The 26,628-nt window shown below is 74.0% G+C and carries 25 protein-coding genes; 11 read left to right on the plus strand and 14 right to left on the minus strand.

What is annotated here, in order from left to right:
• Positions 1-53: 53 nt before the first annotated feature.
• Both ligD and V6U89_RS03000 read right to left on the minus strand, forming a co-directional pair.
• Positions 54-1,013, minus strand: a complete 960-nt coding sequence (ligD, locus tag V6U89_RS02995; RefSeq protein WP_442933855.1) for a non-homologous end-joining DNA ligase — start codon at positions 1,011-1,013, stop codon at positions 54-56.
• Positions 1,014-1,061: 48 nt separating this feature from the next.
• The gene (locus V6U89_RS03000) at positions 1,062-1,823 is read right to left on the minus strand and encodes an isocitrate lyase/PEP mutase family protein (protein ID WP_334569039.1); all 762 of its coding nucleotides are present in this window, start codon (positions 1,821-1,823) and stop codon (positions 1,062-1,064) included.
• Between the two features lie 53 nt (positions 1,824-1,876).
• Here V6U89_RS03000 and pdxR point away from each other — a divergent pair, with 53 nt between their 5' ends.
• Positions 1,877-3,283, plus strand: a complete 1,407-nt coding sequence (gene pdxR, locus V6U89_RS03005) for a MocR-like pyridoxine biosynthesis transcription factor PdxR (RefSeq protein WP_334569403.1) — start codon at positions 1,877-1,879, stop codon at positions 3,281-3,283.
• Here pdxR and V6U89_RS03010 read toward each other — a convergent pair.
• On the minus strand, positions 3,223-4,665 hold the full coding sequence (locus V6U89_RS03010; protein ID WP_334569040.1) for an MFS transporter: 1,443 nt from the start codon (positions 4,663-4,665) through the stop codon (positions 3,223-3,225). The genes pdxR and V6U89_RS03010 overlap by 61 nt on opposite strands.
• A 98-nt stretch (positions 4,666-4,763) precedes the next feature.
• On the opposite strand from V6U89_RS03010, the gene V6U89_RS03015 reads away from it, so the two are divergent.
• Positions 4,764-5,132, plus strand: a complete 369-nt coding sequence (locus tag V6U89_RS03015; RefSeq protein ID WP_179801629.1) for a winged helix-turn-helix transcriptional regulator — start codon at positions 4,764-4,766, stop codon at positions 5,130-5,132.
• Here V6U89_RS03015 and V6U89_RS03020 read toward each other — a convergent pair.
• A complete protein-coding gene (locus V6U89_RS03020) occupies positions 5,086-6,333 on the minus strand; it encodes an FAD-dependent oxidoreductase (protein ID WP_334569042.1) in 1,248 nt (415 codons plus the stop codon). The genes V6U89_RS03015 and V6U89_RS03020 overlap by 47 nt on opposite strands.
• Positions 6,334-6,390: 57 nt before the next feature.
• Here V6U89_RS03020 and V6U89_RS03025 point away from each other — a divergent pair, with 57 nt between their 5' ends.
• The 3 genes from V6U89_RS03025 to V6U89_RS03035 all read left to right on the plus strand — a co-directional run bounded on the left by V6U89_RS03025 (position 6,391) and on the right by V6U89_RS03035 (position 9,837).
• The gene (locus V6U89_RS03025; protein ID WP_334569044.1) at positions 6,391-7,002 is read left to right on the plus strand and encodes a PadR family transcriptional regulator; all 612 of its coding nucleotides are present in this window, start codon (positions 6,391-6,393) and stop codon (positions 7,000-7,002) included.
• A gap of 77 nt (positions 7,003-7,079) precedes the next feature.
• Positions 7,080-7,640: a TetR/AcrR family transcriptional regulator gene (locus tag V6U89_RS03030; protein WP_154942242.1), complete on the plus strand. Its 561-nt coding sequence runs from the start codon at positions 7,080-7,082 to the stop codon at positions 7,638-7,640.
• Between the two features lie 13 nt (positions 7,641-7,653).
• Positions 7,654-9,837 carry an MMPL family transporter gene (locus V6U89_RS03035; protein WP_334569045.1) on the plus strand — a complete coding sequence of 728 codons (2,184 nt, stop codon included), beginning with the start codon at positions 7,654-7,656 and terminating at the stop codon, positions 9,835-9,837.
• A 22-nt stretch (positions 9,838-9,859) separates the two neighbouring features.
• Here the strand turns inward: V6U89_RS03035 and V6U89_RS03040 are convergent, their stop codons facing one another.
• A complete protein-coding gene (locus V6U89_RS03040) occupies positions 9,860-11,116 on the minus strand; it encodes an erythromycin esterase family protein (protein ID WP_334569046.1) in 1,257 nt (418 codons plus the stop codon).
• A gap of 121 nt (positions 11,117-11,237) precedes the next feature.
• Between V6U89_RS03040 and V6U89_RS03045 the strand changes: the two genes are divergently transcribed.
• A complete protein-coding gene (locus V6U89_RS03045) occupies positions 11,238-11,429 on the plus strand; it encodes a DUF2795 domain-containing protein (RefSeq protein WP_334569047.1) in 192 nt (63 codons plus the stop codon).
• A gap of 11 nt (positions 11,430-11,440) precedes the next feature.
• Here V6U89_RS03045 and erm read toward each other — a convergent pair whose 3' ends face one another.
• A complete protein-coding gene (gene erm, locus V6U89_RS03050; protein WP_334569048.1) occupies positions 11,441-12,274 on the minus strand; it encodes an ErmE/ErmH/ErmO/ErmR family 23S rRNA (adenine(2058)-N(6))-methyltransferase in 834 nt (277 codons plus the stop codon).
• 993 nt (positions 12,275-13,267) lie between these two features.
• Complete coding sequence (locus tag V6U89_RS03055; RefSeq protein ID WP_334569049.1) at positions 13,268-14,167, minus strand: Gfo/Idh/MocA family protein; 900 nt, start codon at positions 14,165-14,167, stop codon at positions 13,268-13,270.
• Between the two features lie 169 nt (positions 14,168-14,336).
• Here V6U89_RS03055 and V6U89_RS03060 point away from each other — a divergent pair, with 169 nt between their 5' ends.
• Together V6U89_RS03060 and V6U89_RS03065 are read left to right on the plus strand one after the other, a co-directional pair.
• The gene (locus V6U89_RS03060) at positions 14,337-14,732 is read left to right on the plus strand and encodes a hypothetical protein (RefSeq protein WP_334569050.1); all 396 of its coding nucleotides are present in this window, start codon (positions 14,337-14,339) and stop codon (positions 14,730-14,732) included.
• Positions 14,725-15,141 carry a hypothetical protein gene (locus tag V6U89_RS03065; protein WP_334569051.1) on the plus strand — a complete coding sequence of 139 codons (417 nt, stop codon included), beginning with the start codon at positions 14,725-14,727 and terminating at the stop codon, positions 15,139-15,141. Before V6U89_RS03060 ends, V6U89_RS03065 begins: the two co-directional genes overlap by 8 nt.
• 119 nt (positions 15,142-15,260) lie before the next feature.
• Here the strand turns inward: V6U89_RS03065 and fabG are convergent, their stop codons facing one another.
• Positions 15,261-16,019, minus strand: a complete 759-nt coding sequence (gene fabG / locus V6U89_RS03070) for a 3-oxoacyl-ACP reductase FabG (protein WP_334569052.1) — start codon at positions 16,017-16,019, stop codon at positions 15,261-15,263.
• Positions 16,020-16,177: 158 nt separating this feature from the next.
• On the minus strand, positions 16,178-17,830 hold the full coding sequence (locus tag V6U89_RS03075) for an alpha-amylase family protein (protein ID WP_334569053.1): 1,653 nt from the start codon (positions 17,828-17,830) through the stop codon (positions 16,178-16,180).
• 92 nt (positions 17,831-17,922) lie between these two features.
• Between V6U89_RS03075 and V6U89_RS03080 the strand changes: the two genes are divergently transcribed.
• Together V6U89_RS03080 and V6U89_RS03085 are read left to right on the plus strand one after the other, a co-directional pair.
• On the plus strand, positions 17,923-18,537 hold the full coding sequence (locus V6U89_RS03080) for a DUF1349 domain-containing protein (protein WP_334569055.1): 615 nt from the start codon (positions 17,923-17,925) through the stop codon (positions 18,535-18,537).
• Between the two features lie 94 nt (positions 18,538-18,631).
• Complete coding sequence (locus tag V6U89_RS03085; RefSeq protein WP_334569057.1) at positions 18,632-19,303, plus strand: DedA family protein; 672 nt, start codon at positions 18,632-18,634, stop codon at positions 19,301-19,303.
• A gap of 15 nt (positions 19,304-19,318) precedes the next feature.
• On the opposite strand, the gene V6U89_RS03090 is transcribed toward V6U89_RS03085, so the two are convergent.
• The 5 genes from V6U89_RS03090 to V6U89_RS03110 all read right to left on the minus strand — a co-directional run bounded on the left by V6U89_RS03090 (position 19,319) and on the right by V6U89_RS03110 (position 25,312).
• Positions 19,319-20,881 (minus strand): cellulose binding domain-containing protein, encoded by a 1,563-nt coding sequence (locus tag V6U89_RS03090; protein WP_334569059.1) that lies wholly within the window; start codon positions 20,879-20,881, stop codon positions 19,319-19,321.
• 255 nt (positions 20,882-21,136) lie between these two features.
• On the minus strand, positions 21,137-22,537 hold the full coding sequence (locus tag V6U89_RS03095) for a chitinase (RefSeq protein ID WP_334569060.1): 1,401 nt from the start codon (positions 22,535-22,537) through the stop codon (positions 21,137-21,139).
• Positions 22,538-22,671: 134 nt separating this feature from the next.
• Positions 22,672-24,084: a carbohydrate-binding protein gene (locus tag V6U89_RS03100; RefSeq protein WP_334569061.1), complete on the minus strand. Its 1,413-nt coding sequence runs from the start codon at positions 24,082-24,084 to the stop codon at positions 22,672-22,674.
• A 78-nt stretch (positions 24,085-24,162) separates the two neighbouring features.
• Positions 24,163-24,906, minus strand: a complete 744-nt coding sequence (locus V6U89_RS03105; RefSeq protein ID WP_334569062.1) for a YidC/Oxa1 family membrane protein insertase — start codon at positions 24,904-24,906, stop codon at positions 24,163-24,165.
• Between the two features lie 91 nt (positions 24,907-24,997).
• The gene (locus tag V6U89_RS03110; RefSeq protein WP_334569063.1) at positions 24,998-25,312 is read right to left on the minus strand and encodes a DUF6412 domain-containing protein; all 315 of its coding nucleotides are present in this window, start codon (positions 25,310-25,312) and stop codon (positions 24,998-25,000) included.
• A 158-nt stretch (positions 25,313-25,470) separates the two neighbouring features.
• Here V6U89_RS03110 and V6U89_RS03115 point away from each other — a divergent pair, with 158 nt between their 5' ends.
• Positions 25,471-26,607: a carboxylate-amine ligase gene (locus V6U89_RS03115; RefSeq protein WP_334569064.1), complete on the plus strand. Its 1,137-nt coding sequence runs from the start codon at positions 25,471-25,473 to the stop codon at positions 26,605-26,607.
• The last annotated feature ends 21 nt before the right edge of the window (positions 26,608-26,628 follow it).

Consider the following 26,628-nt stretch of genomic DNA (forward strand, 5'->3'; position numbering starts at 1 on the left):
CGTTCGCCGGCCGGACCTCGACCAGCGCCGTCGGATCGTCGGCGCGACCCGGGTCAGCCGGCCGCCCGTCGGGCCCGGGCCCGGCGTTTCCCCTCGTGCATGGCCTGCACCCGGGCCACCGGGATGGTCCGCCCCTCGGCGACCAGGTCGGCCGGGAGCCGCTGCGGGGCCGGCAGCGCGTCGGCCCACGGGTCCCGGTCGGCCACCAGCGCCGGCACCGTCCGCACCGTGAAGTCGGCCGGGGTGATGCCGTCGAGGTCGTCCCAGGCCACCGGGAAGGAGACCGGCAGGCCGGGCCGGACCCGGGGGCTGTACGTGGCCACCACGGTCGCCCCGCCGGCCCGGGTCGCGTCGACGAAGACCCGGCCACCCCGGTCCTCCCGGATGAAGGCCGTGGTGGCCAGGGCGGGGTCGAGCCGTTCGGCGTGCACGGCGAGGGCCCGGGTGGCGGCGGCCGCCTCCTCGGCGGTGGTCGCCGGGTCGACCGGTACGAAGACGTGCACGCCCTTCGCCCCGCTGGTCTTCACCGCCCCGGCCAGGCCGACGTCGTCGAGCGCCCGCCGCACCAGCGCGGCGGCCCGGACGACCAGCCCGAACGGCTCTCCCTCCGGCGGGTCGAGGTCGAGCACCAGGTGGGTCGGGTGCTCGGGGTGCGCCAGCGTGCTCAGCGTCGGATGGTACTCGATCGCCCGCTGGTTGGCGAACCAGAGCAGGGTGCGCCGGTCGTCGCAGAGGGCGTACGACACCTGCCGGTGGGACGCCTCCGCCCAGACGGAGGTGCGGCGCACCCAGTCCGGGGTGTATTTCGGCAGGTTCTTCTGCATGAACGGGTCCTGCCCGCGCAGCAGCCGGATCACCGAGAGCGGCCGGTCGCGCAGGCCGGGCAGGATGCGCTCGCGCACGGCGTCCAGGTAGTCGACCAGGTCCCGCTTGGTGACGTCACCGCCGGCGAGCAGCGGTTGGTCCAGGTTGGTCAGCCCGACCCCGTCCCGGGTCTCCTCCGCCCCGCTCATCAGCCCACCTTCCCGGCTGCGTCGTGCCGCCGCAAGCCGACGCGGCGGTCAGCCCGCGAACGGGTCGCCACCGCCGCGCAGCGCGTCGAGCAGCCCGGCGGCCCGGGCCCGGGCGGCGGCGTACACGCCGGAGCCGAGGCTGATCCGGGCCACGCCGAGGCGGGCCAGTTCCCCGACCCCGGGCGTGCCGGGGCGCAGCAGCACGTTCACCGGCCCGTCGACCGCTGCGACGAACCGCCCGACCAGCTCCGGGTCGGCCAGCAGGATCGGGTAGACGCAGTCGGCGCCGGCGGCGCGGTAGCGATCGGCCCGGCGGACCGCCTCGTCGAACGCGCCGGCCGGATCGCCGGCGGCGCGCAGGAAGACGTCCACCCGGGCGTTGACCACCAGGTCCGGCCCGGCCGCCGCGCGGACGGCGGCGAGCAGGTCGGCCTGCTCGTCCACCTCGCGCAGCCGTCCGGTACCCGGTTCGGAGTCCTCCAGGTTGAGTCCGGCCGCCCCGGTGGCGAGCAGCCGCTCGACCAGTTCGGCCGGCGGCAGGCCGTAGCCCCGCTCCAGGTCGGCGGTGACCGGCACCTCGACGGCCCGGACGACCCGGGCCACCGCGGCGAGCATCTCGGCCACCGGGGTGGCCTCGCCGTCGGTGTGGCCGAGCGATTCCGCCACGGCGGCGCTGCTGGTGGCGACGGCGGGGAAGCCCGCGGCGGCGACGGCGCGGGCGGAGCCGGCGTCCCAGGCGTTCGGCAGGATCAGCGGGTCGCCGGGGCGGTGCAGGGCGCGCAGCACGGCGGCGGAACGGGTCGACGTCATGGGTCGATTCTCGGCCGGCGGGTGGCCCACCCCTAAGCTCCAATCCCGTGCCGATGGACTGGGCCGGTTTCGGCGTCGACCTGCACTTGGAGCTGGACGCCAGCGGCGGCCGGCGGGCCGGGCTGGAACGCGCGCTGCGCGCGGCCATCCGGGACGGCCGGCTGCCGCCGTCGACGCGGCTGCCCGCGACCCGGGCGCTCGCCGCCGAGCTGGGCCTGGCCCGGGGCACGGTCAGCGCGGCGTACGACCAGCTCGTCGCCGAGGGCTGGCTGGTGGCCCGGGTCGGCTCCGGCACCGAGGTGAGCCCGCTGCGGCCGGCCGGGCCGCCGGCCGCCCCGCCGACGCCCGGTCCGGCCGCGCCCCGGTACGACCTGCGGCCGGGCAGCCCGGACGTGGGCGCTTTCCCGGTCACCGCCTGGCTGCGGGCCACCCGCCGGGCGCTGGCCGTCGCCCCGGCGAGCGCGTACGGCTACGGCGATCCCCGCGGGCGGGCCGAGCTGCGGGCCGCGCTCGCCGGCTACCTGGGCCGGGCCCGCGGCGTGCTGGCCGATCCCGAGCGGATCGTCGTCACCAGCGGGTACGTCCAGGCGCTGGTGCTGCTGACCACGGTGCTGGCCGAGGCCGGCGCGCCGACGGTGGCGATGGAGGACCCGGGGTTGCCCTTCCACCGCGAGGTGGTGCGCCGCCAGGGCGGCCGGGTGCTCCCGCTGCCGGCGGACGACGGCGGGGCCCGCACCGATCTGCTCGGCGTCGGGGAGCTGGCCGAGGTGGCGGCGGCGGTGGTCACCCCGGCCCACCAGTACCCGACCGGGGTGACGCTGCGCCCGGAGCGCCGGCACGCGCTGACCGGCTGGGCCCGGGACGCCGCCGCCCTGGTGGTGGAGGACGACTACGACGGCGAGTTCCGCTACGACCGGCAGCCAGTCGGCGCGGTGCAGGGCATGGCTCCGGAGCAGGTCGCCTACGTCGGCACCGCGGCGAAGACCCTCGGCCCGGCGTTGCGGCTGGCCTGGCTGGTGCTGCCGGCCCGGCTGGTCGAGCCGGTGGTGGAGGCCAAGCGCCACCTGGACGTGCAGACCGAGGTGGTCGGGCAGCTCGCGCTCGCCGACCTGATCACCAGTCACGGGTACGACCGCCAGGTGCGCACCGTCCGCCGCCGCTACCGGCAGCGGCGTGACCTGCTGCTGGAACGGCTGGCCGGGTGGGTGGCCGTCGGCGGGGTCGCCGCCGGGCTGCACGCCACCGTCGCGCTGCCGCCGGGCGGGCCGACCGAGGCGGAGGTGCTGGCCGCCGCGGCCGCCCGGGGACTGGCGCTGACCGGGCTGGACGCCCACCGGCACCGCCCCGGGGCGGGCCCGCCGGGGCTGGTCGTCGGGTACGCCACCCCGCCCGCGTACCGCTATCCGGCCGCACTGGACGAGCTGGCCACGGTGCTGCGTACCGTCGCCACCCGGCCCTGACCTCGGCGCAGCGCCACCAGGGCGACCAGCAGCGCGGCGGCGACCAGGGCGGCCGCGGCGGCGAACGCGGCGCGGTAGCCGGCGGCGAGGGCGTCGGACCCGGCCCGGCCGGCGGCGCCCAGCACCTCGGTGCGGTGGGCGGCCAGGGTGGCCAGCGTGGCCAACCCGAGCGCGCCGCCGACCTGCTGGGTGGTGTTGGCCAGCCCGGAGGCGAGGCCGGCGTCGGCCGGGTCCGCGCCCGCCATGGCGAGGGTGGTGACCGCGGGCAGGGTCAGCCCGCCGGCCAGGCCGAAGACGAGGATCGCCGGGAGCACGTCGGTCGGGTAGTCGCCGTCCACCGGCAGCCGGGCCAGCAGCAGGAACCCGGGTACGGCGAGCGCCAGCCCGGTGAGCAGCACCGCCCGGCCGCCGAACCGGGCGATCAGCCGTCCGGCGAGGCCGAGCGCGACCACGGCGATCACCACCGGGGTGGGCAGGAAGGCCAGCCCGGTGGCGGCCGGCGCCAGGCCCAGCACGAGCTGGAGTTCCAGCGCCAGCAGGAACTGGAAGCCGAAGAACGCGGCGATGGTGAGGAACTGGACCAGGTTCGCGGCGACCAGGTCCGGCGTGCGCAGCACCCGGGGCGGCAGCAGCGGGGTGGCGGCGACCGCCTGCCGGAGCGCGAACGCGCCGAGCAGCGCCCCGGCCAGCAGCGCGGCGGCGAGGGTGCGCGGGGACGTCCAGCCGTGCTCGCCGGCGCCCACGATCGCCACCACGGTGGCCATCAGGCCGGCGGTGACCAGCGCCGCGCCGGGCAGGTCGAGGCCGGCCCGCAGCCCGATGCCCCGATCTGCCGGCACCCACCGGATCGCACCGCCCACGATGAGCAGGCCGATCGGCAGGTTGATCAGGAAGATCGCCGGCCAACCGGCCAGCTCGGTGAGGAACCCGCCGGCCAGCAGGCCGACCGAGGCGCCGGCCGCGCCGGTGAAGCTGAACACGGCGATGGCCCGGGCCCGCTCGGCGGGCGCGGGGAAGAGCCCGACGACCATGCCGAGGCCGACCGCGGTGGTGAGCGCCCCACCGGCGCCCTGGAGGAAGCGGGCGACGACCAGGGTGGTCGGGTCGCCGGCCAGCGCGCAGGCCACCGAGGCGAGGGTGAACAGGGCGACCCCGGCGAGGAACACCCGGCGGCGGCCGGCCAGGTCGCCGAGCCGCCCGGCGAGCAGCAGCAGCCCGCCGAACGCGACCAGGTAGGCGTTGACCACCCAGGGCAGGTCGGCGGCCGCGAAGCCGAGGTCGCGTTGGATGGCGGGCAGGGCCACCGCGACGATGCTCCCGTCCAGAATGATCATCAGGCTGCCGGCGCAGAGCACGAGCAGCGCCGCCCATCGGTTCGTCATCGACGTCTCCTTGGTGCACGGTTTGTTACCAAGGCCATCGTCTGTGACCATCAGACCGAGCGGAAGGAGGCACTTTGGTGTCCCAGGGGAACAGCTGTGTGTCCATCGGACGCGCCCAGGCCCGCGCCTGCACGGTCCGCGAGGCGCTGGACCGGGTCGGTGGCAAGTGGAGCATCGGCATCCTGGTGGCGGCCGCCAAGGGGCCGGTCCGCTTCACCGAACTGGAACGACAGGTGGAGGGGATCAGCCGGCGGATGCTGACCCTCACCCTGCGCAACCTGGAGCGCGACGGCCTGCTGCACCGGCGGGTGTACCCGACCGTGCCGCCGAAGGTGGAGTACACCGCCACCCCGATGGCCCTGGAGCTCTACGAGTCGCTGGTGGCGCTCACCGACTGGGCCGAACGGCACCGCGGGGCGATCAGCGAGGCGCGGGCCGCGTACGACCGGGAGCACGCGGCGCAGTGACGCCGGCGGCGACCGGCGCGTCCCACTCGACGTGGTGGTCGTAGAGCCAGGCGAGGGAGGAGCCGCCGGTCTTCGCCATCCGCCTGGCGTACAGGGGCAGGGCGACGTCCCGCACCAGCCGGGCGAGCGGACCGGCGGCCTTGGTGCCGCTGTTGCGCCGCCCCTGCGCCACCACCCGCTCGACCCGCTCCCGGCGCAGCCGCTCGTACGCGGTGAACGCGGCCGGCACCTCGGGCAGGTCGCGCAGGCACCGGGCCAGCGTCACCGCGTCCTCGAACGCCATCGCCGCGCCCTGCCCGGAGGAGGGGGCGGCGGTGTGCGCCGCGTCACCGATGACGATCATCCGGTCGCGGTGCCAGATCGGCAGCGACGGCAGGTCGTAGGTGGGCCAGCCGTACCGGATCGGGTCGGTGGCCTCGACGATGCGCAGGGCCGGTCCGGCGTCGCCCGCGAAGAGGGCGCGCAGCCGGGCGCGCGACTCCTCCGGGCCGATGGCGGCGAGCTGGTCCGGGGTCAGCTCCGCCGGCTGGGGCGGGTTTGCGAACCACCAGATCTCGTCGTCGCCCACCGGGATCCAGCAGAAGAAGCACCGCCGACCGAAGACCATGTTCATCACGCCCGGCTCGCCGGGCAGCCCCAGGCCGCGGGTGAAGCCACTGGCGTTGAGCAGCGGGACGTAGCGGGGCGCAGGCGCCGCCGGGTCGATGATCTCCCGGGTCCGCGAGCGCAGCCCGTCCGCGCCGATCAGCAGGTCACCCTCGGCGCTCCGGCCGTCGGCGAAGCGGGCCCGTACGCCCGCCCCGGTCGGCTCGGCCGCGACCAGCCGGGCGCCGTGCACGACCGGTACGCCCTGCCGGGCGGCCTCGTCCCGCAGCGCCCGGTAGAGGTCGGACCGCCGCACCGTGGTGCTGCCCCGCCCCCGGGTACGGGTGCCGCTGGTGCCGAACTCGCCCAGCCGGCGACCCTGGTGGTTGAACATCGCCATCCGGGGAGTCGGGTGGCCGAGCCCGGCGACCAGCTCGTCCAGGCCGATCGCCCGCAGCGCGTCCATCCCGTTGACCGAGAGGGTCAGGAAGGAGCCGACGCCGACCGCGTCCCGCTCGTACGCCTCGTGGATCACCGAGTCGATGCCGGCGCGGCGCAGGGCGAGGGCGGCGACCGGGCCCGCGATACCGCCACCGATGATCAATGTCTTAGTCATGGCATGACTATACATAGAATGACTATCACAGGGAAGACCGTCACCTAAGGTGAGGCCATGGCCGCCCGCGCACACCGCCACTCACCGCTGGCGATGATGGTGCTCGCCCTCCTGGTCGAGCAGCCGATGCACGCGTACCGGATGCAGCAGCTCATCCAGGAGCGCGAGAAGCAGGACGTGGTCAACGTCGCGCAGCGCAACAGCATCTACCAGGCCATCGAGCGGCTGCGGCGCGACGAGCTGGTGCGGGTCAGCCACACCGCCCGGGACGAGCGGCGGCCGGAACGCACGGTCTACGAACTGACCGACGCCGGCCGGCGGACGCTGGACGGCTGGCTGGCCGAGGCGCTGGCCACCCCGGCGCGCGAGTTCCCCGAGTTCCCCGCCGCGCTCTCCTTCCTGCCGCTGCTGCCGCCGGCCGAGGCGGCCCGGCAGCTCGAACGACGCGCCGAGACCCTCGCCGCGCGCCTGCGCGAACGCGAGGCCGTCCTGGCCCGGGTCGACCTGCCGCGGCTCTTCCTGGTCGAGGACGAGTACCGGCTGGCACTGCTGCGCACCGAGCTGGAGTGGGTCCGCGGCCTCGCCGCCGACCTGCGGGCCGGGACGCTGACCTGGTCCGGCGAGTGGCTGGCCGGCTGGACCGGCGGGGTGGACGGCGCCGGGGAGTGACCGGTGTGGCGAACGCCACCCGAGGAGTCTGACCGATCGGTCAGGCTCTGACCGATCGGTCAGGCATGCTGGAACGCATGGCACGGACGACCCCGCAGACCCATGGCGAAATCCTGGCCGCGGCGGCACGGCGGTTCGCGGCGACCGGCTACAAGGGCACCTCGTTGCAGGACATCGCCCGTGAGGTGGGCTGTTCCAAGGCGGCCGTGCTCTACCACTTCGCCAGCAAGGAAGCCCTGCTCGCCGAGCTGATGGCCAGGCCGCTCGAGGTGCTGCGCCAGCTCGACGAACGGATCGCCGCCCTCGACGGCGCCGCCGCCCAGCGCGCCGCCGCCGAGGGCTTCGTGGACCTCGCGGTCCGCTTCCGGCGGGAGATCGCGCTGCTGCGCGGCGAGTTCCCCGAACTGCTGGCGCAACCGGCCTTCGCCCACGTCCAGCGCATCTCCGAACGGCTGCTCGACGCGCTCGCGGGGCATTGCGAGGGCCCGGGCGGCCGGATCGCGGCGATGGTCGTGCTGGCCGGGGTGCCGGAGGCGTGCGCCGAGTTCGTCGACGTGCCCGACGACGAGTTGCGCCCCGCCCTGCTGGCGATCGCCACCCGGGCGCTGCCACCGCTCGACCCACCCAACCCCGAATGAGGACAAGGATCTGATGGCGACCCTGCTGTACCGGCTCGGCCGGGCCTCATTGCGCCACCGGCGACTCGTCGTCGCCGTCTGGCTCGTCGTACTCGTCGGCCTCGGTTTCGCCGCGGCGACCCTGCGCGGCCCGACGGCGAGCAACTTCACCATGCCCGGAACCGAGTCGCAGCAGGCGCTGGACCTGCTGGCCGAGCGGTTCCCGGCGGCCAGCGGCGCCACCGGGACCATCGCGGTCAAGGCGCCGACGGACGGCCAGCTCGCCACGCCCGAGGGGCAGACGCTGGTCAAGGGCGTCGTACAGGAGGCCGCGACCCTGCCCGGCGTGGTCGGCGCCGTCGACCCGTTCCAGGTCCAGGCGGTCTCCCCCAACGGCCGGTACGCCCTGGTGCAGGTGCAGTTCGCGACGGGCGCCGACGAGGTAACCGACGAGCAGCGCGAGGCGTACGAGAAGGTCGGCGCGCAGGCCGAGGCGCAGGGCTGGCAGATCGCGCCCGGGGGTGAGGTGCTCAACACCGAGCCGGAGGTCGGCTCCACCGAGGCGCTGGGCGTGCTGGTCGCCGCGATCGTCCTGATCGTCACGTTCGGCTCGCTGGTCGCCGCCGGGATGACCATGCTCAATGCCCTGATCGGCGTCGCCGTCGGTATGGCCGGCCTGTACGCGCTCAGCGGCGCGGTCGAGCTGACCAGCACCGCACCCATCCTGGCCCTGATGCTCGGCCTGGCCGTCGGCATCGACTACTCGCTCTTCATCACCTCCCGGCACCGGCAGAACCTGCTCGACGGGCTGGAGCCGGACGAGGCGGTCGGCCGGGCCGTGGGCACCGCCGGCTCCGCCGTCGTCTTCGCCGGCGCCACCGTGGTCATCGCGCTGGCCGGCCTGGCCGTGGTCAACATCCCCTTCCTCACCGTGATGGGGCTGGCCGCCGCCGGTACCGTCACCGTGGCGGTGCTCGTCGCGATCACGCTCCAGCCGGCGCTGCTCGGCTTCGCCGGCCGCAAGGTGCTCCCCCGCAAGCTGCGTCGGGCCGAGGCCGCACCGGCCGCCGGCGACACCCCGGCGGCGGAGGACCGCTCCGGCTTCGGCTTCCGCTGGGCGCACTGGGTCACCAGGCTGCGGATCCCGGTCATCCTGGTCGGGCTGCTCGGCCTCGGGCTGCTCGCGCTGCCGGCGCAGGACATGCGGCTGGCCCTGCCGGACGCGGCCACCGCGCCCGAGGGCAGCGCGGCCCGGGTCAGCAGCGACGTCATCCGCGAAGGCTTCGGGCCCGGCTTCACCGGCCGGCTCGCCGTGGTGGTCACCTCGGATTCCCCGCAGGACACCGCGGCGGCCGTACCGCAGGTCACCGCGCTGATCCAGCGCACCGAGGGCGTGCTGGCCGTGGCCCCGCCGCAGGTGGACCCCTCCGGCCGGACGGCGCTGCTCGGCGTCATCCCCAGGACCGGGCCGACCGACGCGGCCACCGAGACGCTGGTCCACGACATCCGCGACGGCGTCGGCGCGATCGGCAACGCGGAGGTGCTGCTCACCGGCGTCACCGCGATCGGCATCGACGTCTCCGAGAAGCTCTCCGACGCGCTGCCGGTCTACCTGCTGCTCGTCGTCGGGCTGTCGATCCTGCTGCTGATGCTGGTGTTCCGCTCTATCCTGGTGCCGGTCAAGGCGGCGCTGGGCTTCCTGCTCACCGTGGCCGCCACCTTCGGCATCACCGTCGCGGTGTTCCAGCAGGGGCACCTGGCGGATCTGGTCGGGCTGGACACCCCGGGCCCGCTGATCAGCTTCCTGCCGATCCTGCTGATCGGCATCCTGTTCGGGCTCGCCATGGACTACGAGGTCTTCCTGGTCTCCCGGATGCGGGAGGACTTCGTGCACGGCGACACCCCGCGTCAGGCCACCATCAACGGGATGGGTCACGGCGCCCGGGTGGTGACCGCCGCCGCGCTGATCATGATCTCGGTCTTCGGCGGCTTCGTCTTCCTCGACGACCCGGTGATCAAGTCGATGGGCTTCGCGCTCGCGATCGGCGTCGCCATCGACGCGTTCGTGGTGCGGATGACCATCGTGCCGGCGGTGATGTCGCTGCTCGACCGGACGGCCTGGTGGCTGCCCCGCTGGCTGAACCGGGCACTGCCCAACGTGGACATCGAGGGTGAGGGGCTGCGCGCCCACCTCGACCGGGAGCCGGTCGACGCCTGACGGACGGGCCTGCCCGGCCGGCCTACACGCCGGCCGGGTAGGTCTCCATCTCACCCAGCGCGCTCAGCGCGGGCAGCGGATGCAGCACGGTGGTCTCGTCGCACCAGATGAATCCGTCGTACCGCTCGGCCAGCCGGGTCGGCACGTAGTTGCCCCAGGACTCGAACGTCGGGTCGTAGACCACCCCGATCGCCCGGTGGTCGACGGTGCCGGTGATCCACTCCGGCTCGTCCGCACCGCCGAAGACCAGCACGGCCCGCTCCGGCATCAGCTCGTGCAGTCGCCGCTCCACCGAACCCTCCCGGGCCGGCGGCACCACCATCGCCTCGGCCGGCGAACCCCAGCGCGGCGCGGCGACGACCGTGCCCCGGTAGCTGCCGAAGCCGACCAGCACGACGCCGTCCCGGCCCAGCCGTTCCCGGCCCAACTGGCCGATGGTCACCAGCCCGTCGGCGGCCATGTCGGTGGCCCGGGCGTCCCCCACGTGCGTGTTGTGCGCCCAGACGATCCCCCGCGCCTGGGGTCCGTAGTGCTCCAGCAGGCGGTCCAGGGTGTCCGTCATGTGGATGTCCCGCACGTTCCACGACTCCGGGCCGCCGCGCACCATCGTCCGGTAGTAGCGCTCCGCGCCGGCCACCACCTCCGCGTTCTGCCAGGCCGCGAAGGCGTCCGGGCCGTCCGAGGCGGCGTGTTCCCGGGTACGCGCCAGCAGGCGCACCACCTCCTCCTCGCAGCGCGCGGAGACGAACCGGCTGGCAGCGCCGTACTCCTCGAGCTGCTTGCCGTACGGCTCGAAGCAGCGGTAGGCCTCCTGCGCCGCCTCCAGCGACTGCGGGTCCTCCTCGCCGAGGTAGTCGAAGATGGCCTGCATGGACTCCCACAGGCTGTAGACGTCCAGGCCGTGGAAGCCGGCCCGCTCCCCCGCCGGGCGTTCCATGTTCCAGGCCCGCAACCAGCGGCAGAACCGGTTCACCTCGGCGTTCGCCCACATCCAGGTGGGCCAGCGTTCGAAGCATTCCAGCGCGAGCCGCGGGTCGGCGGCGCCGCCGGGCGCGCCGGTCACCGACCGGTTCACCCGGTCGCAGTCCGGCCAGTCGCCCTCCACCGCCACGAAGGAGAAGCCGTGCTCGGCGATGAGCCGGCGGGTGAGTTGCTCGCGGAGCCGGTAGTAGTCGTAGTTGCCGTGCGTCGCCTCGCCGATCATCACCACCCGGGCGTCCCCGACGCGCGCCAGCAACGGATCGAAGTCGCTCGGCGCGCCGAGCCGCTGAACCAGCATGTCCGCGGCTACCCGGCGGGTCGGCGACCAAACTCGGACCGTGGCCGCGGACGTCGATGGCCGCCCCGGTCTCACCCCCATCACCCGGTGTGCCGGCGTGCAGGACGGGTAGCCGGGCGGCATGACCGTCACCGGGGCGCAGTTGCAGGACTACCTGGCCGGGCTGGACTACCCGGTCTCCCGCGAGGACCTGATCCGCTGGGGCCAGGAGAACGGGGCCAGCACCGAGCTGTTGCAGATGTTGCGGGCGTTGCCCGCCGAACAGTTCAACGACCCCGCCGAGCTGCACGAAGCGCTCGCCACGCTCGCCTGAGCATGCCTGGCTCACGGCAGCCGAGCCCGTGGGTGCCGATCGCGTGGGTCGCGGGCGTGCAGCAGACGGAACAGGACCAGCCACTGCTCCGGCCAGACCAGCCCGACCGGCGTGGCCGGGTCGAGCCGGGCGGCCCGTAGCGCGCCGTCCACCCGGCCGCGCGGGTGCGCCGTGCGCAGCGAGGCGGCGAGCGAGCCGCCGACGCCGCCGAACCCGAGCTCGACCATCCTCCGGTACGCCGGCAGCGCCGCCGGGGGCAGCAGCGGCTCGGGGCGGCGCTCGACCCGCAGGATCCCGCCGTCGACGCCGGGCACCGGCCGGAACGCGGCACGGGGCACCCGCCCGGCCAGCCGCCAGTGGTGTTCCGGCCAGGTGAGCACGGTCAGCCTGCTCCACCGGCCGTGGTCGCCGGTGCGCTTGCGGGCGTACTCCAGCTGGGTGAGCAGCGTCGCGGCCCGCAAGCCGGGGGCGGCCAGGCACCAGCGGACCACCGCGGCCGTCAGCGACCAGGGGATGTTGCCGACCACGGAGAACGGCTCGTCCGGCGGCGGCGCGGCGAGGAAGTCCTCCTGTCGGTGGCTGACCTGGGGCAGTTGGGCGGCGAGGGCGGCCAGGTCACCGGCGGCGGCCGGGTCGACCTCGTACGCGACCAGCCGCGCGCAGCGGGCGGCGAGCGGCCGGGTCAGTTGACCGCGGCCCGCGCCGACCTCCAGCAGCAGGTCGTCGGGGCCGGGCCGGGCGGCCCGGACCAGCCGCGCGACGGCGGCCGGTTCGGTCAGGAAGTTCTGGGACAGTACGCGACGGGACCGGTCGCGTGCGGTGGTGCGGGATCGGCGGGGCGCCACGGGATCGTCCTGTCTGTCGCCGGTCGGCGACGGGTACGGACAGGCAGCGCGCACGGCGGGCCTGTCCGAGCGGATCGGGACTCGGACGACCCTGGAGATTCGGCGGGGGACGCGGACGCGCGCCTGCCGACCGCGAGGTTCAGCGGTCAGCGGCGTGGCGACGCCGGGTGCGACGCGACGCACGGGCACCGGTCGGTGGACCGGTCGGCGACGGTGCGGAGGTCAGGTCAGGCGCGGTGAGCGTCCCGGCCGGCCAGGGCCGGGCGCCGGACTCGCGGGCGGGCAACCAGGAGGAGGCCCCGCACGGCCGGCGCGGCGGCCACGTCGATCAGGGCGTGCGTGAACATGTCGGCCAGGCTAGTGGCGGGCCGGTCGCCCCGCGAGGGGTTTCCGGAAGCGCCCGGGCCGTCGCCATCCGCCGCTCACCTGGCTGTTCGACTCGCCGAGTCGCCACCGAGGTTGCCGGCTGCCGGCCAGCGGGCTGTCGGCGGCTCGCCCGGCCACGGAATCCGGGCTCCGGGCGCCCGGCCACGGACTCCGGGCTCCGGGCGCCCGGCTACGGACTCCGGGCTCCGGGCGCCCGGCTACGGACTCCGGGCCAGCGGCCACGAGCCACAGGCCATCGGCCACCGGGCCACCCGGCTGCGGGCCACCGGGCCACCGGGACCGCGGGCCACCGGCCACCGGCCACCGGGACCGCGGGCCACCGGCCACCGGCCACCGGGACCGCGGGCCACCGGCCACCGGCCACCGGGACCGCGGGCCACCGGCCACCGGCCACCGGCCACCGGCCACCGGCCACCGGCCACCGGCCACGGAGGGTAGCGTCCACCCCCACTCTCCGCAGCGAGCGATACCTCTGAGGCATAAAAATGCCTCAGAGGTATATCGCTCAAGACTCATATGCCCTGCGACCGGCGACACGCCCGGCCGGCACGCACCGCTGCGGTCAGGATCGGCCGGACTCAGGGACCCGACCGGACAAGGGGGGGCTCAGATCTCGACGGTGCGGCCCTCGGCGCGGGCGACCTCGGCGGCGGACAGGATCTCCACCACCTCCCGACCGAAGCGCACGTCGCAGCGGTGATCCCGGGTGCCGGCGTCGATCTCCTCGAGAAGCTGGTCGATCGCCGTGCCGAAGGCGCTGATGGCGTCGCCGTCGCCCGGCGGCACCGTCTCGGTGCCGTTCTCGCCGAAGAAGACGAAGTCGCGGGTCGTCGCCTCACGAGGCGCGTCCAGGGTGAGCGAGATCGCGCTGGTGGCGCCGCCGACGTGGGTGAGCAGCAGGTGGACCAGGCCGCTCGGGCCGTTCATCGCGGCCACCCGGGTGACCCGGCCGAGCACCGGCAGGATGATCGACAGCGCGTGTGGACCGATGTCCCAGAGTGCGCCGTGCTCGATCCGCCACTGCGAGTCCCCGTACGGGCTGCCGGGCTGGTAGATCGAGGCGAACATGGTCGCCCGCGCGTGCTGCCAGCCGCCGGCCGCGGCGGTCGAGGCGAGGAAGCCGGTGACGTTCGGGTGGTAACGCTGGGTGAAGAAGACCACCGAGGCCACCCCGGACTGCTGGGCGGCGGCGACCACCCGGTCGGCGTCGGCGAGGGTGAGCGCCAGCGGCTTGTCCAGCAGCAGGTGCCGGCCCGCGATGGCGGCGCGTACGGCGAGGTCCGCCTGGATGTCGGGCGGGAGCGCCACGGCGATCGCGTCGCACTCGTCCAGCAGCGCGTCGACGTCGCCGAACGCCGGTACGCCGTGCCGGTCGGCCAGCTTGGCGGCCCGCTCCGGGTTACGTCCCCAGACCCCGACCAGTTCGGCGCGCGGGTGCGCGTCGATCGCGGCGGCGTGCGTCTCCGCCGCCCAGTGACCGGTGCCAAACAAGCCGAACCGCAGCACGAGTACCCCCGGTGTCGTCGTCCGCCACGGCGGTGCCGTGGCGTGATCCAACCTAGTCGTCCGCGGCCGGGCCCGTCCGGCCGACCTGGCCGAGCGACCGGGGCGAGGGCGATTACTACGACGGTTAGTAGGCTGTGCCGGTGACCGAGACTCCGACGGTGTGCCCGCGATGATCAGCGCAGCCTCAGCCGGCTCGCCGGTGGACGGGATCCTCGCGACGGCACCGATCGTGCTGTCGCTCGTACTCGCGCTCTGGAGCCTGGTGGCGACGCTGCGCCACCGCGCGCCGGACCGGCTCCAGTTCGTCGGCCTGGCGGTGCTGGAGGTGGCGCTGCTCGCGCTGGCGGTGGCGGCGCTGGTCGCGCTCGGCGGCGGCGAGCGGCCGGGCGAGCCCGGCGCCTTCTTCGGCTACCTGGTGACGCTGGTCTGCCTGCCGCCGCTGGCCTGGGTGCTCGCCAGGATGGAGCCGACCCGCTGGGGCTCGGCGATCGTCTGCGCGATCTGCCTGGTCACCCCGGTGGTCGTCGTCCGGCTCCAGCAGACCTGGGAGATCCTCGGTGGTTGAGACCGGCACCTCCGCACAGGCCACGAACAAGGGTCCGGGTCGACTACTGATCGCGGTCTACCTGCTCTTCGCGATCGCCGCGACCTCGCGGGCCGGGCTCCAGATCGCCACGAAGTTCGACGAGGCGCCGGTGGCGTACCTGCTCTCCGCGCTCGCGGCGGTGATCTACATCGTCGCCGCCGTCGGGCTGGCCCGCGCCGGCCACGCCGGCCGCCGGGTCGCGCTCGCCTGCTGCTCGGTGGAGCTGATCGGGGTCGTCGGGGTGGGCGTGCTCAGCCTGGTCGACAAGGAACTCTTCCCGGACGAGACGGTCTGGTCGGGATTCGGCAGCGGCTACGGCTACATCCCGCTCGTCCTGCCCATCCTCGGCCTCCTCTGGCTCTACCGCACCCGCCACACCCCCACCTGACCCCACCACCGGTCGCGTGCGGCGGCACTTTCAGAGAAAGAGTGGCTATGGAAACCGGAATGGCCACTCTTTCTCGGAAAGAGTGGCCAGTTCGCGGGGTGAGGGGTGAGGGGGCGGGGTCAGGACTTGGGGCCGCCGGCCACGTAGATGACCTGGCCGGAGACGAAGGACGCGCCCTCGCTGGCGAGGAACGAGATGGTGTGGGCGACGTCCTCCGGGCGGCCGCAGCGGCGGACCGGGATCTCGGCGGCGGCGTGCTGCTGCAACGCCTCGAAGTCGACCTTCATCCGGGCGGCGGTCGCGGCGGTCATGTCGGTGACGATGAAGCCCGGCGCGACCGCGTTGACCGTCACGCCGAACGGGCCCAGCTCGATGGCGAGCGTCTTGGTGAAGCCCTGCAGGCCCGCCTTGGCCGCCGAGTAGTTCGCCTGGCCCCGGTTGCCCAGCGCCGACGTGCTGGAGAGGTTGACGATCCGGCCCCACTTCCGGTCGACCATGTGCTTCTGCGCGGCCTGGCTGAACAGGAACGCGCCCCGCAGGTGCACGCCCAGCACCGTGTCCCAGTCGGCGTCGGACATCTTGAACAGCAGGTTGTCGCGGAGCACGCCGGCGTTGTTGACCAGCACGGTCGGCCCGCCCAGCTCGGCGGCGATCCGCTCGACGGCCGCCTCGACCTGGGCCCGGTCGGACACGTCGGCGCCGACCCCGAGCGCTCGGCCGCCGTCGGCGGCGATCGCGTCCACGGTCTCCTTCGTCGCCGACTCGTCGATGTCGACCACGGCGACGGCCATGCCGTCGGCGGCCAGCCGGCGGGCGGTGGCCGCGCCGATGCCGCGCGCGGCTCCGGTCACGATGGCGACGCGGGGCTCCTCCGACATGATTACCTCCCGGTAACTTGTGGCTCGATCGAAGGAGCTTAACCCAGGGGTACGCCCACCCGGACCGGCCCGCAACGGCGGTCCGCGCCGTCGGACGCGGGCCGGGTCGCCGAGCGCATCGGACACCGCCGGGCCCGGGCTGCGGTCGGGCGGGAGGGTCAGACCGCCTCGCCCCGGCAGAGCCGGATCCAGCGGTAGCCGTAGCCGGCCAGCTTGAGGTTGTCCAGCTTGCCCACCTCGCCGTAGCCCCGGTCGGCGAGGACGTCATTCGGCAGGTCCGCCTCGGGCGCGAGCATGCTCAGGTCGACCTCGACGTCCTCGGTGCCCAGGTTGTGCAGGAAGACCATCGTCCCGGTCGGCCCGTCGGCGCGGTGCGCCAGCACCCCGGCCGGCATCGGCACATCGATGTGCGTCGTCGCGCCCGAGCCGATCTCGGGGGCCTCGCGCAGCGTACGGATCATCCGCTCGAACCAACCCAGCAGCGACTTCGGGTCACGGCGCTGGGCGGTCACGTTGACCTTCTCGTAGCTGAACTCGCCCTTGTCGATCACGGGCCGGACCAGCTTTTCCGGGTCGGCGGTGGAGAACCCCGCGTTCGGCTTGTACGACCACTGCATCGGGGTGCGGATGGCCTCCCGGCCGGGCAGCGACAGGTCCTCGCCCATGCCGATCTCCTCGCCGTAGCGCAGCACCGGCGTGCCGCGCAGCGAGAACTGCAACGCGTACGCCAGCTCGATGCGGCGGCGGTCGTTGCCGAGCATCGGGGCCAGCCGGCGCCGGATGCCCCGGTCGTAGATCCGCATGTCCTCGTCCGGGCCGAACTCGGCGTACACCTGGTTGCGCTGCTCGGCGGTGAGCCGGGAGAGGTCGATCTCGTCGTGGTTGCGCAGGAAGGTGGCCCACTGGCCGTCGGCGGGCAGTGCCGGGGTGTCGCGCAGCGCCTCGATCACCGGCTCCGGGTCCTGCCGGGCCAGGGCCAGCATGAGCCGGCCGTTGAGCATGAAGTCGAAGAGCATGTGGATCCGGTTGCCGGAGCCGCCGGCGTCGCCGAAGAAGGTGGGCAGCTGGTCCGGCTCGACGTTCGCCTCGGCCAGCAGGACCGCGTCGCCGCGCCGCCACTGCACGTGCTGGCGCATCTCGGTGAGGAACTCGAAGTCCTTGGGCGAGTCGGGGTTGCCGGGCTCGGTCAGCTCGATGATGAACGGCACCGCGTCCATCCGGAAACCGGAGACGCCGAGCTGGAGCCAGAACGACATCACCTTCTTGATCTCCGCGCGGACCTCCGGGTTGGCGAAGTTGAGGTCCGGCTGGAACGGGTAGAACCGGTGGTAGTACCACGCCTTCGCGGTGCGGTCGTAGCTCCAGGTCTCGTTCTGCTCGCCGGGGAAGACCATGCCCTGGTGCCGGTCGTCCGGCTCGGTGTCGGACCAGACGTACCAGTCCCGGTACGGCGAGTCGGGCGAGGAGCGGGCGGACTGGAACCAGGGGTGCTCGTCGGAGGTGTGGTTGACCACCAGGTCGATGATCACCCGGATGCCCCGGTTCTGCGCCTGGTGCAGCAGTTCCGCGAAGTCGCCCAGGGTGCCGAAGCGGGGGTCCACGTTGTAGAAGTCGGTGGCGTCGTAGCCGTCGTCCCGGTTCGGTGACGGGTGGATCGGGTGCAGCCACAGGCAGGTCACCCCGAGCCGGGCCAGGTAGTCGAGCCGGCCGATCAGCCCTCGGATGTCACCGACCCCGTCGCCGTCGGAGTCCGCGTACGTGTCGATGTCGAGGCAGTAGACGACGGCCTCGGAATACCACCTGTCACCCATGCCGGATGAACTTCTCCGATCGATCGCCGCCGCAAACCCGGCCGGCGCCGCAGGGCCGGTCCGCCCCGGCTTCGACCGGTACCGTGCTGATCATGGAGACCGGACTGGTACCGCCGAGCGAACCGTTGGACTGGACCCGGGGTACGTGGCTGCACCCACCGGTGCGCGCCGATCGCGGCCCGGCGGGCGAACTGGTGGTCGAGCCGGCGGCGGAGAGCGACTTCTGGCGGCGGACCAGCTACGGCTTCGTGCACGACAACGGGCCGGCCCTGCTGGCACCGCTACCGGTCGGCAGTGCCATGGAGGTGAGCTTCACCCTCGACCTCACCGGGCAGTTCGACCAGGCCGGCGTGCTGGTCCGGGTGGACGAGCGCACCTGGGTGAAGACCGGCGTCGAGCTGAGCGACGGTGAGCTGCAACTCGGTGCGGTGGTGACCCGGGAGTTCTCCGACTGGTCGCTCGCGCCGGTGCCGGAGTGGGCGGGGCGGGAGGTGACCGTCCGGGTCAGCCGGGCCGGGGACGCGCTGACCATCCGGGCCCGGGTTGACGACGAGCCGTGGCGGCTGGTCCGGCTCGCCCCGCTGGAACCGGCGGCCGAGGCCACGGCCGGCCCGTTCTGCTGCGCGCCGCTGCGCGCGGGGCTCGCCGTCCGGTTCAGCGGCTGGCGGCAGGGCCCGGCCGACACCGCGGTGCACCCGGAGGACTGACCGCCGGATCAGCGTGGCCCGCCTCACCCGCAGGTGTGGGCGGGCCCGTCCGGGGTATCACCGTCCGATCCCCGGCACCTGCGAAAGGACGACCATGGCGCTCGCCCAGAATGTCGACCCGTCGCAGTTCACCGGGCTGACCGGATGGGTGGCGAGCGTCATCGACTCGCTGGGCGCGGTCGGGGTGGCGCTGCTGGTGGCCCTGGAGAGCATCATCCCGCCGATCCCCAGCGAGGTCGTGCTGGCGATGGCCGGCTACCTCGCCAGCGAGGGCCGGTTCCACCTGGTGGTGATCGTGCTCGCCGCGACGGCGGGCTCGCTGCTGGGCGCGCTGGTGCTCTACTGGCTCGGCGCGGCGCTCGGCGAGGAGCGGTTGAAGCGCTGGCTGGACCACATCCCGCTGGTGGATTCCGACGACCTGGAGAAGGCCGACCGCTGGTTCGAACGGTACGGCCGGTGGGCAGTCCTGATCGGCCGAGTGGTGCCGGTGGTCCGCAGCCTGGTGTCGGTCCCGGCCGGGGCGAACCGGATGCCGCTGGGCGAGTTCGTGCTGTTGACCACGCTGGGCAGCGGGGTGTGGAACACGCTGATCGTGGGGCTGGGCTACGCGCTCGGGTCGCGCTGGGAGGACGTCGACCGGTACAGCAGCTGGTTCAACTACGCGATCTTCGCCGTCTTCGCCGTCATGATCGCGAGCTGGGTGGTGAAGAAGGTCCGCAAGCGGCGGGCACGGCGCGACCGGCAGTCGGTGACCACCGGTCGCTGACCGCGACGCCGTCGCTCAGTACTTCGCGGTGATCGAGGTGAACTCCCAGGTGTTCTGGGCGATGCCGGAGCAGTTGGAGACGACTCCCCCACCCGGGCAGGGGCGGTCCCGGTTGACCGACCAGAAGGTGAAGCGGGACAGGCCGCGCGCCTTGGCCCAGTCCCGGATCTGCGTCCAGGTGGCCGGGGAGGTCAGCTCCTGCTGGTCGGAGAGGCCGTTCATGCCGGAGATGCCCATGTGCGCGTACGCGGTGGCGTCCGACCAGCCGAAGGCGGTCTTCAGCGCGTTCCTCAGGCCCTCCGCGGCGTTGACCGTGCTCTGGTACATGTTCGCGCCGCCGCCGAAGTCGAACGGCATGATGGTGAAGGTGTCGATGTTCGCGCCGAGCGCGGCGGCCTGGTTGATCAGGCGGGTACCCCAGTAGTTCGGCCCGGTGGTCGAGGTGCCGAAGGTGACGATCGTCTTGATCCCCGGGTTGTTCTGCTTGACGATCTTCAGCGCGCCGAGGATCCGGTCCTGCACCACCTCGTTCTCGAACTCGTCGCTGTTCTCGATGTCGATGTCGATGGCCTTCAGCCCGAACGCGTTGATCACCTGCTGGTACGCGCCGGCCAGAGCGGCGGCGGAGGAGCAGTTCGGGCCAAGCTTGTTGCCGCTCCACCCGCCGATGGACGGGATCACGTCACCGCCGGCGGCCCGGATAGCGGCGATGGTGCTGGCGTGCGCGCCGCCGGTGAGCGGGCCGCTGCCGTCCCAGGCCGGGGTGCAGCCGCCGCCCGAGAGGACGAACGCGATGGTGAACCACTTGATCCCGGTCGCACCCATCACCGTCGACGGCGCGGGCGGGTCGCCCCAGCCCGGGTAGAGGTAGGGCGCGGCGGCCATCGGGGCGGTGCCGCCGGTGCAGCCGGTGGTGGTGGCCGAGACCGGCGCGGACTTCGCCGACTCGCCGGCGGAGTTGTACGCGGCCACCGTGTAGCTGTGCGCCGAGCAGGCGGCCAGCCCGCTGACCGTGGTCGAGGTGCCGGTGAGGGTGGCCCGGACGGTCGAGCCCTCGTACACCCGGTAGCCGGTGACCGTGCCACCGACGGCGTTCCACGCCAGCGCGATCGAGGAGGCCGTGGTGCCGGTGACCCGCAGGCCGCCGGGGGTGGCCGGGGCGGACGGGTTGCCGCCGCCTCCGCCGGTGCAGGAGCCGCCGTTGACCGTGCAGTTGGTCGGGTCGCCGTTACCGCTGACCACGAAACCGAACGAGGTGCTGGCACCGGGGGCGAGGGTGCCGTTCCAGGACTGGTTCACCGCGGTGACGTGCTGGCCGGAGGTGGTCAGCCGGGCGTCCCAGAAGGTGCCGAGCGAGCTGCCGGCGGGCAGGTCGAACTGCACGTTCCAGGAGCTGATGCTGGCCGAGCTGTCGTTGGTGACGGTGAACTTCGCCTCGTACCCACTGCCCCAGCTGGAGGTGCGGACGAAGGCGGCGGTGGCGGCGGACGCGGCCGGTGGCGCCACGACGGTGGCCGCGACCAGGGCGGCGGCGAGCGCGACGGCGAACGTCGCCGCGCGTGGAGAGCGGAGTTTCACGGTGGCCTCCAGGGACCTGTGGTGGGGGACCGCCCGGGGGTGGGCGGGGTCGCCGGCCCGCAGGGGGCGGGTCGGTGGTGCGGGAGGACCGGCCCGCCGCTGCGGTGGGCCGGCGGTGCGGACGAGCCGGGCCGGGGGGTGGGCCGGGTGCGGACTGGCCGGCCCGGGGTGGGCCGGCGGTGCGGACGGACCGGCCGGGGTGGGCCGGGTGGTGCGGCGTGGCCGGTCCGCGGGACGGCGGACCGGCCACGCCCGTCAGGGCAGGGTGGCCAGGTGCGGCTTGACGGTGCGGGCGAAACCGTTGCCGTTGCTGACGTCCCAGTTCACCGACCAGGTCATCGCGCCCCGGATGCCCGGGTAGGTGCGCGGCGGGCGGAAGCTGCCGCAGTTGGTGCCGCGGGCCAGGCAGTCCAGGGCCGCGTTGACCACGCTCGGCGCGACGATGCCGCCGCCGGCGGCGCCCGGCCCGGCGGGCAGGCCCAGGCCGACCTGGTCGGGGCGCAGCCCCGCCTCCAGCTGGATGCAGGCCAGGGCGACGATGAAGTTCACCGTGCCCTGCGAGTACGCGGCGTTCTGGTCGCAGCCGAGCATCGCGCCGGAGTTGTAGAACTGGGTGTTGACCACGGTGAGGATGTCCCGGATGTCCAGCGCCAGCTTGAAGTAGCCGGTGGTGGGCGACTGCATGTCGATGGTCTGGGGTGCCATCGTGATGATCAGGCCGGCGCCGACCTTCGCCCGCAGGGCGCGCAGCGCCTGGGCCATGTACGTCGGGTTGAGCCCGTTCTCCAGGTCGATGTCGACTCCGTCGAAGCCGTACCGCTGGATCAGCGCGTGGACGGTGTCGGCGAAGGCGGCGGCCGAGGTGGCGTCGTTGACCGCGACCCGGCCGGCCTCGCCGCCGACGGAGAGGATCACCTTCTGGCCGCGCGAGCGCAGGGTCTGCACGTCGGCGGTGAACTGCGCGTCGGTGTAGCCGTCGAGTGCGGCGGACAGGCCGGGGTCGACGGCGAACCCGACCGCGCCGGGCGTGGCGGTGGCCTCGCCGAAGGCGACGGCGACGATGTCGTACTCGGCGGGCACGTCGCGCAGTCGCAGCTCGACCGCCGGGTTGTCGAAGTTGTGCCAGTACCCGGTGAGCAGGTGCTTCGGCAGCGCGCCGGTGGGTGGCGGCGGGGTGGTCGTGGGCGGCGGGGTGGTCGGCGCCGGGGTGGTGGGCGACGGGGTCGGGGTGGTGGGCGTCGGGCTCGGCGGGGTGCTGCCGCCACCGCAGGGCGCCCCGTTGAGCAGGCAGTTGGTCGGAGAGCCGGTCCCGGTCCCGAGGAAGCCGAACGACACCGAGGCGCCCGGGGCGACGGTGCCGTTCCAGGACCGGTTGGTGAAGGTGTACCGCTGGCCGGAGCTGGTGAGCAGCGCGTCCCAGTAGCTGCCGACGGTGCTCCCGGCGGGCAGGTCGAAGGAGACCGTCCAGCCCGAGATGGTGCTGCCCCCGCCGTTGGTGATCGTGTACTTCCCCTCCCAGCCGCTACCCCAGTCGGAGGTCTTGACGAAGCTGGCGGTCGCCCCGGCCGCGTACGCGGGCAGCGCGACCCACGCCGCGCCGAGGGTCGCGACCAGCGCGGCGACCAGGGAGAGGAGCAGGGTTCTGGAACGCGTCATGCGACCCTCCGGACTGCGGTCGATCCATGGATGTCGACGTGCGCGCTTATTATTAAGACTGTTAACTGATTCTGTCCAGAGTGGTCGACCCATCGATCGGGGCCCGCGTCCATCGACGCGGGCCCCGATCGCGCTCAGCGCCGGAAGGTGAACCAGTTGACGTTGACGAAGTCGGCACTCTGGCCGCTGCTGAAGGTCAGGTAGACGGTGTGCCGCCCGGTCGCCGCGGCGACGTTGCCGGGCACCGAGCGCCAGCTCTGCCAGCCGCCGGTGTTGGCGATGGCGAAGCTGCCGATCGGCGCGCTGGTCGGGCTGTCCAGGCGCACCTCGACCAACCCGCTCACCCCGCCGGCCGCCCCGGAGGCCACCCGGGCGACGAAGTCCCGGGGCGGGGTCGCGCCGAAGTCGACGTTGTCGTAGCGGACCCAGTCACCGCTACGCACGGCGCCGATGTTCTGCCCGCCCTCGGCGCACGCCTCGACGATCACCCCGTTCTGCGCGGTGAACGCCTCGGCCTGGATCGTCCCGTACGCGTCGATGCCGCCGGACGGCGGCGGGGTGGTCGGCGGCGGCGTGGAGGTGCCCCGCCGGTAGACCGCCACGTAGTCGACCAGCATCGGCCGGCCGGAGACGGTCGAGGCGGTCGGCGTGGCGTAGCCGGCCACCCCGTTCGGGAACGAGCCACCCATCGCGACGTTGAGCAGCAGGAAGTAACCCCCGTGGCCGGTCATCTGGGTCCAGTACGGCTCGCCGACCTGGTTCTGGCCGACGGTGTGGAACAGTTGCCCGTCGACGTACCAGCGCAGTTGCTGCGGGGCGACCGAGGCGTCCCACTCGAAGCGGTAGGTGTGGAAGGCGGACTGGCAGGTGCTGCCGGGGCAGGCCCGGGAGTTGCCGAGGCCGTTGAACTCGTTGCACGGGCCGCCCGGGGCGTACCCGCAGTGCAGCACGCCCCAGACCTGGTTCAGGCCGTTGACGTTCTCCATCACGTCGAACTCGCCGACGCCGGGCCAGTTCTGGTAGTTGCCCCGGTACGGCGAGCCGAGCGCCCAGAACGCCGGCCAGTAGCCGGCGGCCTGCGCGCCGGTCACGTTGGGCATCTGGATCCGCCCCTCGATGGCGAGCACTCCCCCGGCGGGCGGCTTGAAGTCGGTGCGGACGGTCTCGATCCGGGCCGAGGTCCACCGGCCGGCGCCGTCGCGGACCGGGGTGATCCGCAGGTTGCCGGCGCCGTCGTGGGCGAGGTTGGTGGTGCTGGCGGTGTACGTCTGGATCTCGCCGGTGCCCCAGTTGGCCGGGCCACCCGGGTAGCTGGTGCCGGTGTCGATGATCCAGTTGGCCGAGGACGGCAGGGTGCCGGCGGAGCCGGTGAAGTCGTCGCTCCACATCAGGCTCCAGCCGGACGGCGGCGGCGGGACGGCGGCGTGCGCGGTCACGGTCAGGCCGGTCAGCGCGGTGGTGGCGACGGCCAGCGCGACGGCCAGCGGGAGGCGTCGGCGCGACCGGGATGCACGGGGGGCGGCGGAGGCCGCCGGGGCAGGGTTCATCGGGGGTGCCTCTCTGCGGGGGACGGGTCGAGAGAGCGCTCTCTGACAGCGATTTGTACGCCGCCGGCCGGACAGATGTCAACGCTTGTCGATGGGATCCCGCTGCGGCCGGCGCAGTGTCACCTGTTCCAGCGCCGTCCATGCCGTGGTGGTCACCAGGTAGATCACCGCCGCCAGCGGCACCACCAGCGCCACCAGCACGGTGACGTACGGCAGCAGCGGGATCAGCCGGCCGAGCGTGGCCGCGCCCGGTCCCTCGATCGGCGTACCGGCCACCGTGCCGGTCGACGCCGCGGCGCGCTTGGCCCGCCGGGACGAGAACCAGGCCAGGCCGGTCAGCGCCGCCAGCAGCAGCCCGAAGACCAGCACCACCGGGCCGGAGAGCCCGTCGCCCAGGTGCCAGCCCAGCGGCACCCCGCCCAGCCGCTCGTCGAGCAGCCCGCCACCGCCCTCACCGGTGGCGAAGAGCCGGTACATGACCAGGAAGAAGGGCGCCTGGAGCAGCGCCGGCAGGCAGCCGGCGACCGGACTGGCGCCGGCCCGCCGGTAGAGCCCGAACAGCTCGGACTGCAACCGCGCGGGGTCGTCGGCGTACCGCTGCTGGAGCTGGCGGACCTCGGGGGCGAGCGCCGCGCGGCGCCGCTCCCCACGGACCTGCGCCAGGGTGAGCGGCGAGATCAGCAGCCGGACGGCGATGGTGAACAGGACGATGGCGGCGGCGGTGGCCGTCCCGCCGGTCAGCGGCGCGAGCACGTCGGAGAGCCAGGTGACGGCGGCGCCGGCGGCAGCCACCGCGTCGTGCACGGGTGAGAAGGCGAGCATCAGGTGACCCCTCGGTCCGATTCCGGATGTCCCCCGGCCGGGGCCGGTGGGACCGATGACGACGGAATCGGCCGGGCGGCGACGCGCGGGATCAGCCCGCGACCGGGCGCCACCCGGCCGAGGGACGCCACCCCGGGGCCCGGGGACGGGGCCGACCGGCCGCGTCCGGATCGACCTGGCGCGGCACCCGCCGGCGCCGGGCCCGCTCCCGCAGGCCCACCGCCCGCCGGCCACCCCGGGCCGGGCCGCCCACCCGGCGGGGACGCGCCGCCAGCAGCGTCGCGAGCAGCAGCGCGGCCACCACCGCCGCGCCGGCGAGGAGCTCCACCGGACGCTGCCCGAGCAACGTCAGCTCGGTGAGCGCGTACGCCCACAGACCCGTCACCGCCACCAGCAGACCCGGCACGCGATCAGCCTAGGGTCCGCCGTCCACTCCACCGGCGGGATCGGCGACACGCCGCCCCGACGCGCCGGTCCGGCGTTTTCCGCCGCCGCCACCCTGGGTAACCAGAGCCCCGACCGGCGCGGACGGACCGTGACCGGGGCGAACGGACGGTGGTGGCGATGACCAGCCAGGTGGCGGAGGCGAGCCCGGCGGCCCCGAACGGCACCGACCTGCTCACGGTGGGCGTCGAGGAGGAGTTCCTGCTCGTCGACCCGCACACCGGCGCCGCGGTGCCCGCCGTCGACCTGGTGATGGAACAGGTGCCGGCGGAGCTGCGCGGCCAGGTGGAGCGGGAGTTCCAGACCAGCCAGATCGAGATCGGCAGCCCGCCCGGGCTGGAGCTCCGGTCGATCCGCCACTCCCTCGGCGTGCTGCGGGCCGCGCTCGCCGACGCCGCCGAGCGGGCCGGCGTACGGCTGCTCGCCATCGGCACCGGCCCGGTCGACGGCCCGGTCCCGCCGGTGGTCGACAAGCCCCGCTTCGACCAGATGATCGAGCGGTTCCGGCTGCTGGTGCCGGGCCCCGGCAACAACGGCATGCACGTGCACGTCGGCGTTCCCGACCCGGAGACCGGCGTCCAGGTGCTCAACCACGTCCGCCCCTGGCTGCCGGTGCTGCACGCGGTGACCACCAACTCCCCGTTCGCCCGGGGCGCGGACACCGGCTACGCGAGCTGGCGCTCGGTTGAGTGGGAGCACTGGCCGTCGGTCGCCCCCACCCCGTTCCTGGCGTCGCACGAGCACTACCAGCGGCTGATCCGGCAGCTCATCGCCAGCGGCGTCATGCTCGACGAGGGGATGCTCTACTGGTACGCCCGGCTGTCGGCGAAGTACCCGACGGTGGAGATCCGCATCGGTGACGTCTGCCCGTCGGTGGACGACGCGGTGCTGGTCGCGGCCATGGTCCGGGCGATGGTGGCGACCGCGATGACGGACATCGCCGAGGGGCGCCCGGCCGTCAACACCGACCACCACCTGCTGGTCGCCGCGCACTGGCGGGCCGCGCACGACGGGCTGGAGGGCGCCGGCGTCGACCTCACCAACGGCGAGCTGCGGCCGGCCTGGGAGCTGCTGGACGCCCTGGTCGAGCGGGTGCGCCCGGCGCTAGAGAGCCACGGCGACCTGGCCGAGGTGACCGAGCTGCTGGGCGCGCTGCGCCGGCACGGCAGCGGCGCCGCCCGGCAGCGGGCCGTCTTCGAGCGGACCGGCCGGCTGGAGGACGTGGTGGCGGACGTGGCGCGACAGACCCGCGGCTGACCCCCTGCGTGGAAGACTGGT

It is taken from the genome of Micromonospora sp. CPCC 206171 (assembly GCF_036906755.1).
Taxonomy (GTDB): Bacteria; Actinomycetota; Actinomycetes; order Mycobacteriales; family Micromonosporaceae; genus Micromonospora; species Micromonospora purpureochromogenes.

Coding starts and splice junctions, on each gene's coding strand:
- ligD (WP_442933855.1), bottom strand. CDS start 1,013: ATGAGCGGGGCGGAGGAGACCCGGGACGGGGTCGGGCTGACCAACCTG.
- V6U89_RS03000 (WP_334569039.1), bottom strand. CDS start 1,823: ATGACGTCGACCCGTTCCGCCGCCGTGCTGCGCGCCCTGCACCGCCCC.
- pdxR (WP_334569403.1), top strand. CDS start 1,877: ATGGACTGGGCCGGTTTCGGCGTCGACCTGCACTTGGAGCTGGACGCC.
- V6U89_RS03010 (WP_334569040.1), bottom strand. CDS start 4,665: ATGACGAACCGATGGGCGGCGCTGCTCGTGCTCTGCGCCGGCAGCCTG.
- V6U89_RS03020 (WP_334569042.1), bottom strand. CDS start 6,333: ATGACTAAGACATTGATCATCGGTGGCGGTATCGCGGGCCCGGTCGCC.
- V6U89_RS03025 (WP_334569044.1), top strand. CDS start 6,391: ATGGCCGCCCGCGCACACCGCCACTCACCGCTGGCGATGATGGTGCTC.
- V6U89_RS03030 (WP_154942242.1), top strand. CDS start 7,080: ATGGCACGGACGACCCCGCAGACCCATGGCGAAATCCTGGCCGCGGCG.
- V6U89_RS03035 (WP_334569045.1), top strand. CDS start 7,654: ATGGCGACCCTGCTGTACCGGCTCGGCCGGGCCTCATTGCGCCACCGG.
- V6U89_RS03040 (WP_334569046.1), bottom strand. CDS start 11,116: ATGCTGGTTCAGCGGCTCGGCGCGCCGAGCGACTTCGATCCGTTGCTG.
- V6U89_RS03045 (WP_334569047.1), top strand. CDS start 11,238: ATGACCGTCACCGGGGCGCAGTTGCAGGACTACCTGGCCGGGCTGGAC.
- V6U89_RS03060 (WP_334569050.1), top strand. CDS start 14,337: ATGATCAGCGCAGCCTCAGCCGGCTCGCCGGTGGACGGGATCCTCGCG.
- fabG (WP_334569052.1), bottom strand. CDS start 16,019: ATGTCGGAGGAGCCCCGCGTCGCCATCGTGACCGGAGCCGCGCGCGGC.
- V6U89_RS03075 (WP_334569053.1), bottom strand. CDS start 17,830: ATGGGTGACAGGTGGTATTCCGAGGCCGTCGTCTACTGCCTCGACATC.
- V6U89_RS03080 (WP_334569055.1), top strand. CDS start 17,923: ATGGAGACCGGACTGGTACCGCCGAGCGAACCGTTGGACTGGACCCGG.
- V6U89_RS03085 (WP_334569057.1), top strand. CDS start 18,632: ATGGCGCTCGCCCAGAATGTCGACCCGTCGCAGTTCACCGGGCTGACC.
- V6U89_RS03095 (WP_334569060.1), bottom strand. CDS start 22,537: ATGACGCGTTCCAGAACCCTGCTCCTCTCCCTGGTCGCCGCGCTGGTC.
- V6U89_RS03100 (WP_334569061.1), bottom strand. CDS start 24,084: ATGAACCCTGCCCCGGCGGCCTCCGCCGCCCCCCGTGCATCCCGGTCG.
- V6U89_RS03105 (WP_334569062.1), bottom strand. CDS start 24,906: ATGCTCGCCTTCTCACCCGTGCACGACGCGGTGGCTGCCGCCGGCGCC.
- V6U89_RS03115 (WP_334569064.1), top strand. CDS start 25,471: ATGACCAGCCAGGTGGCGGAGGCGAGCCCGGCGGCCCCGAACGGCACC.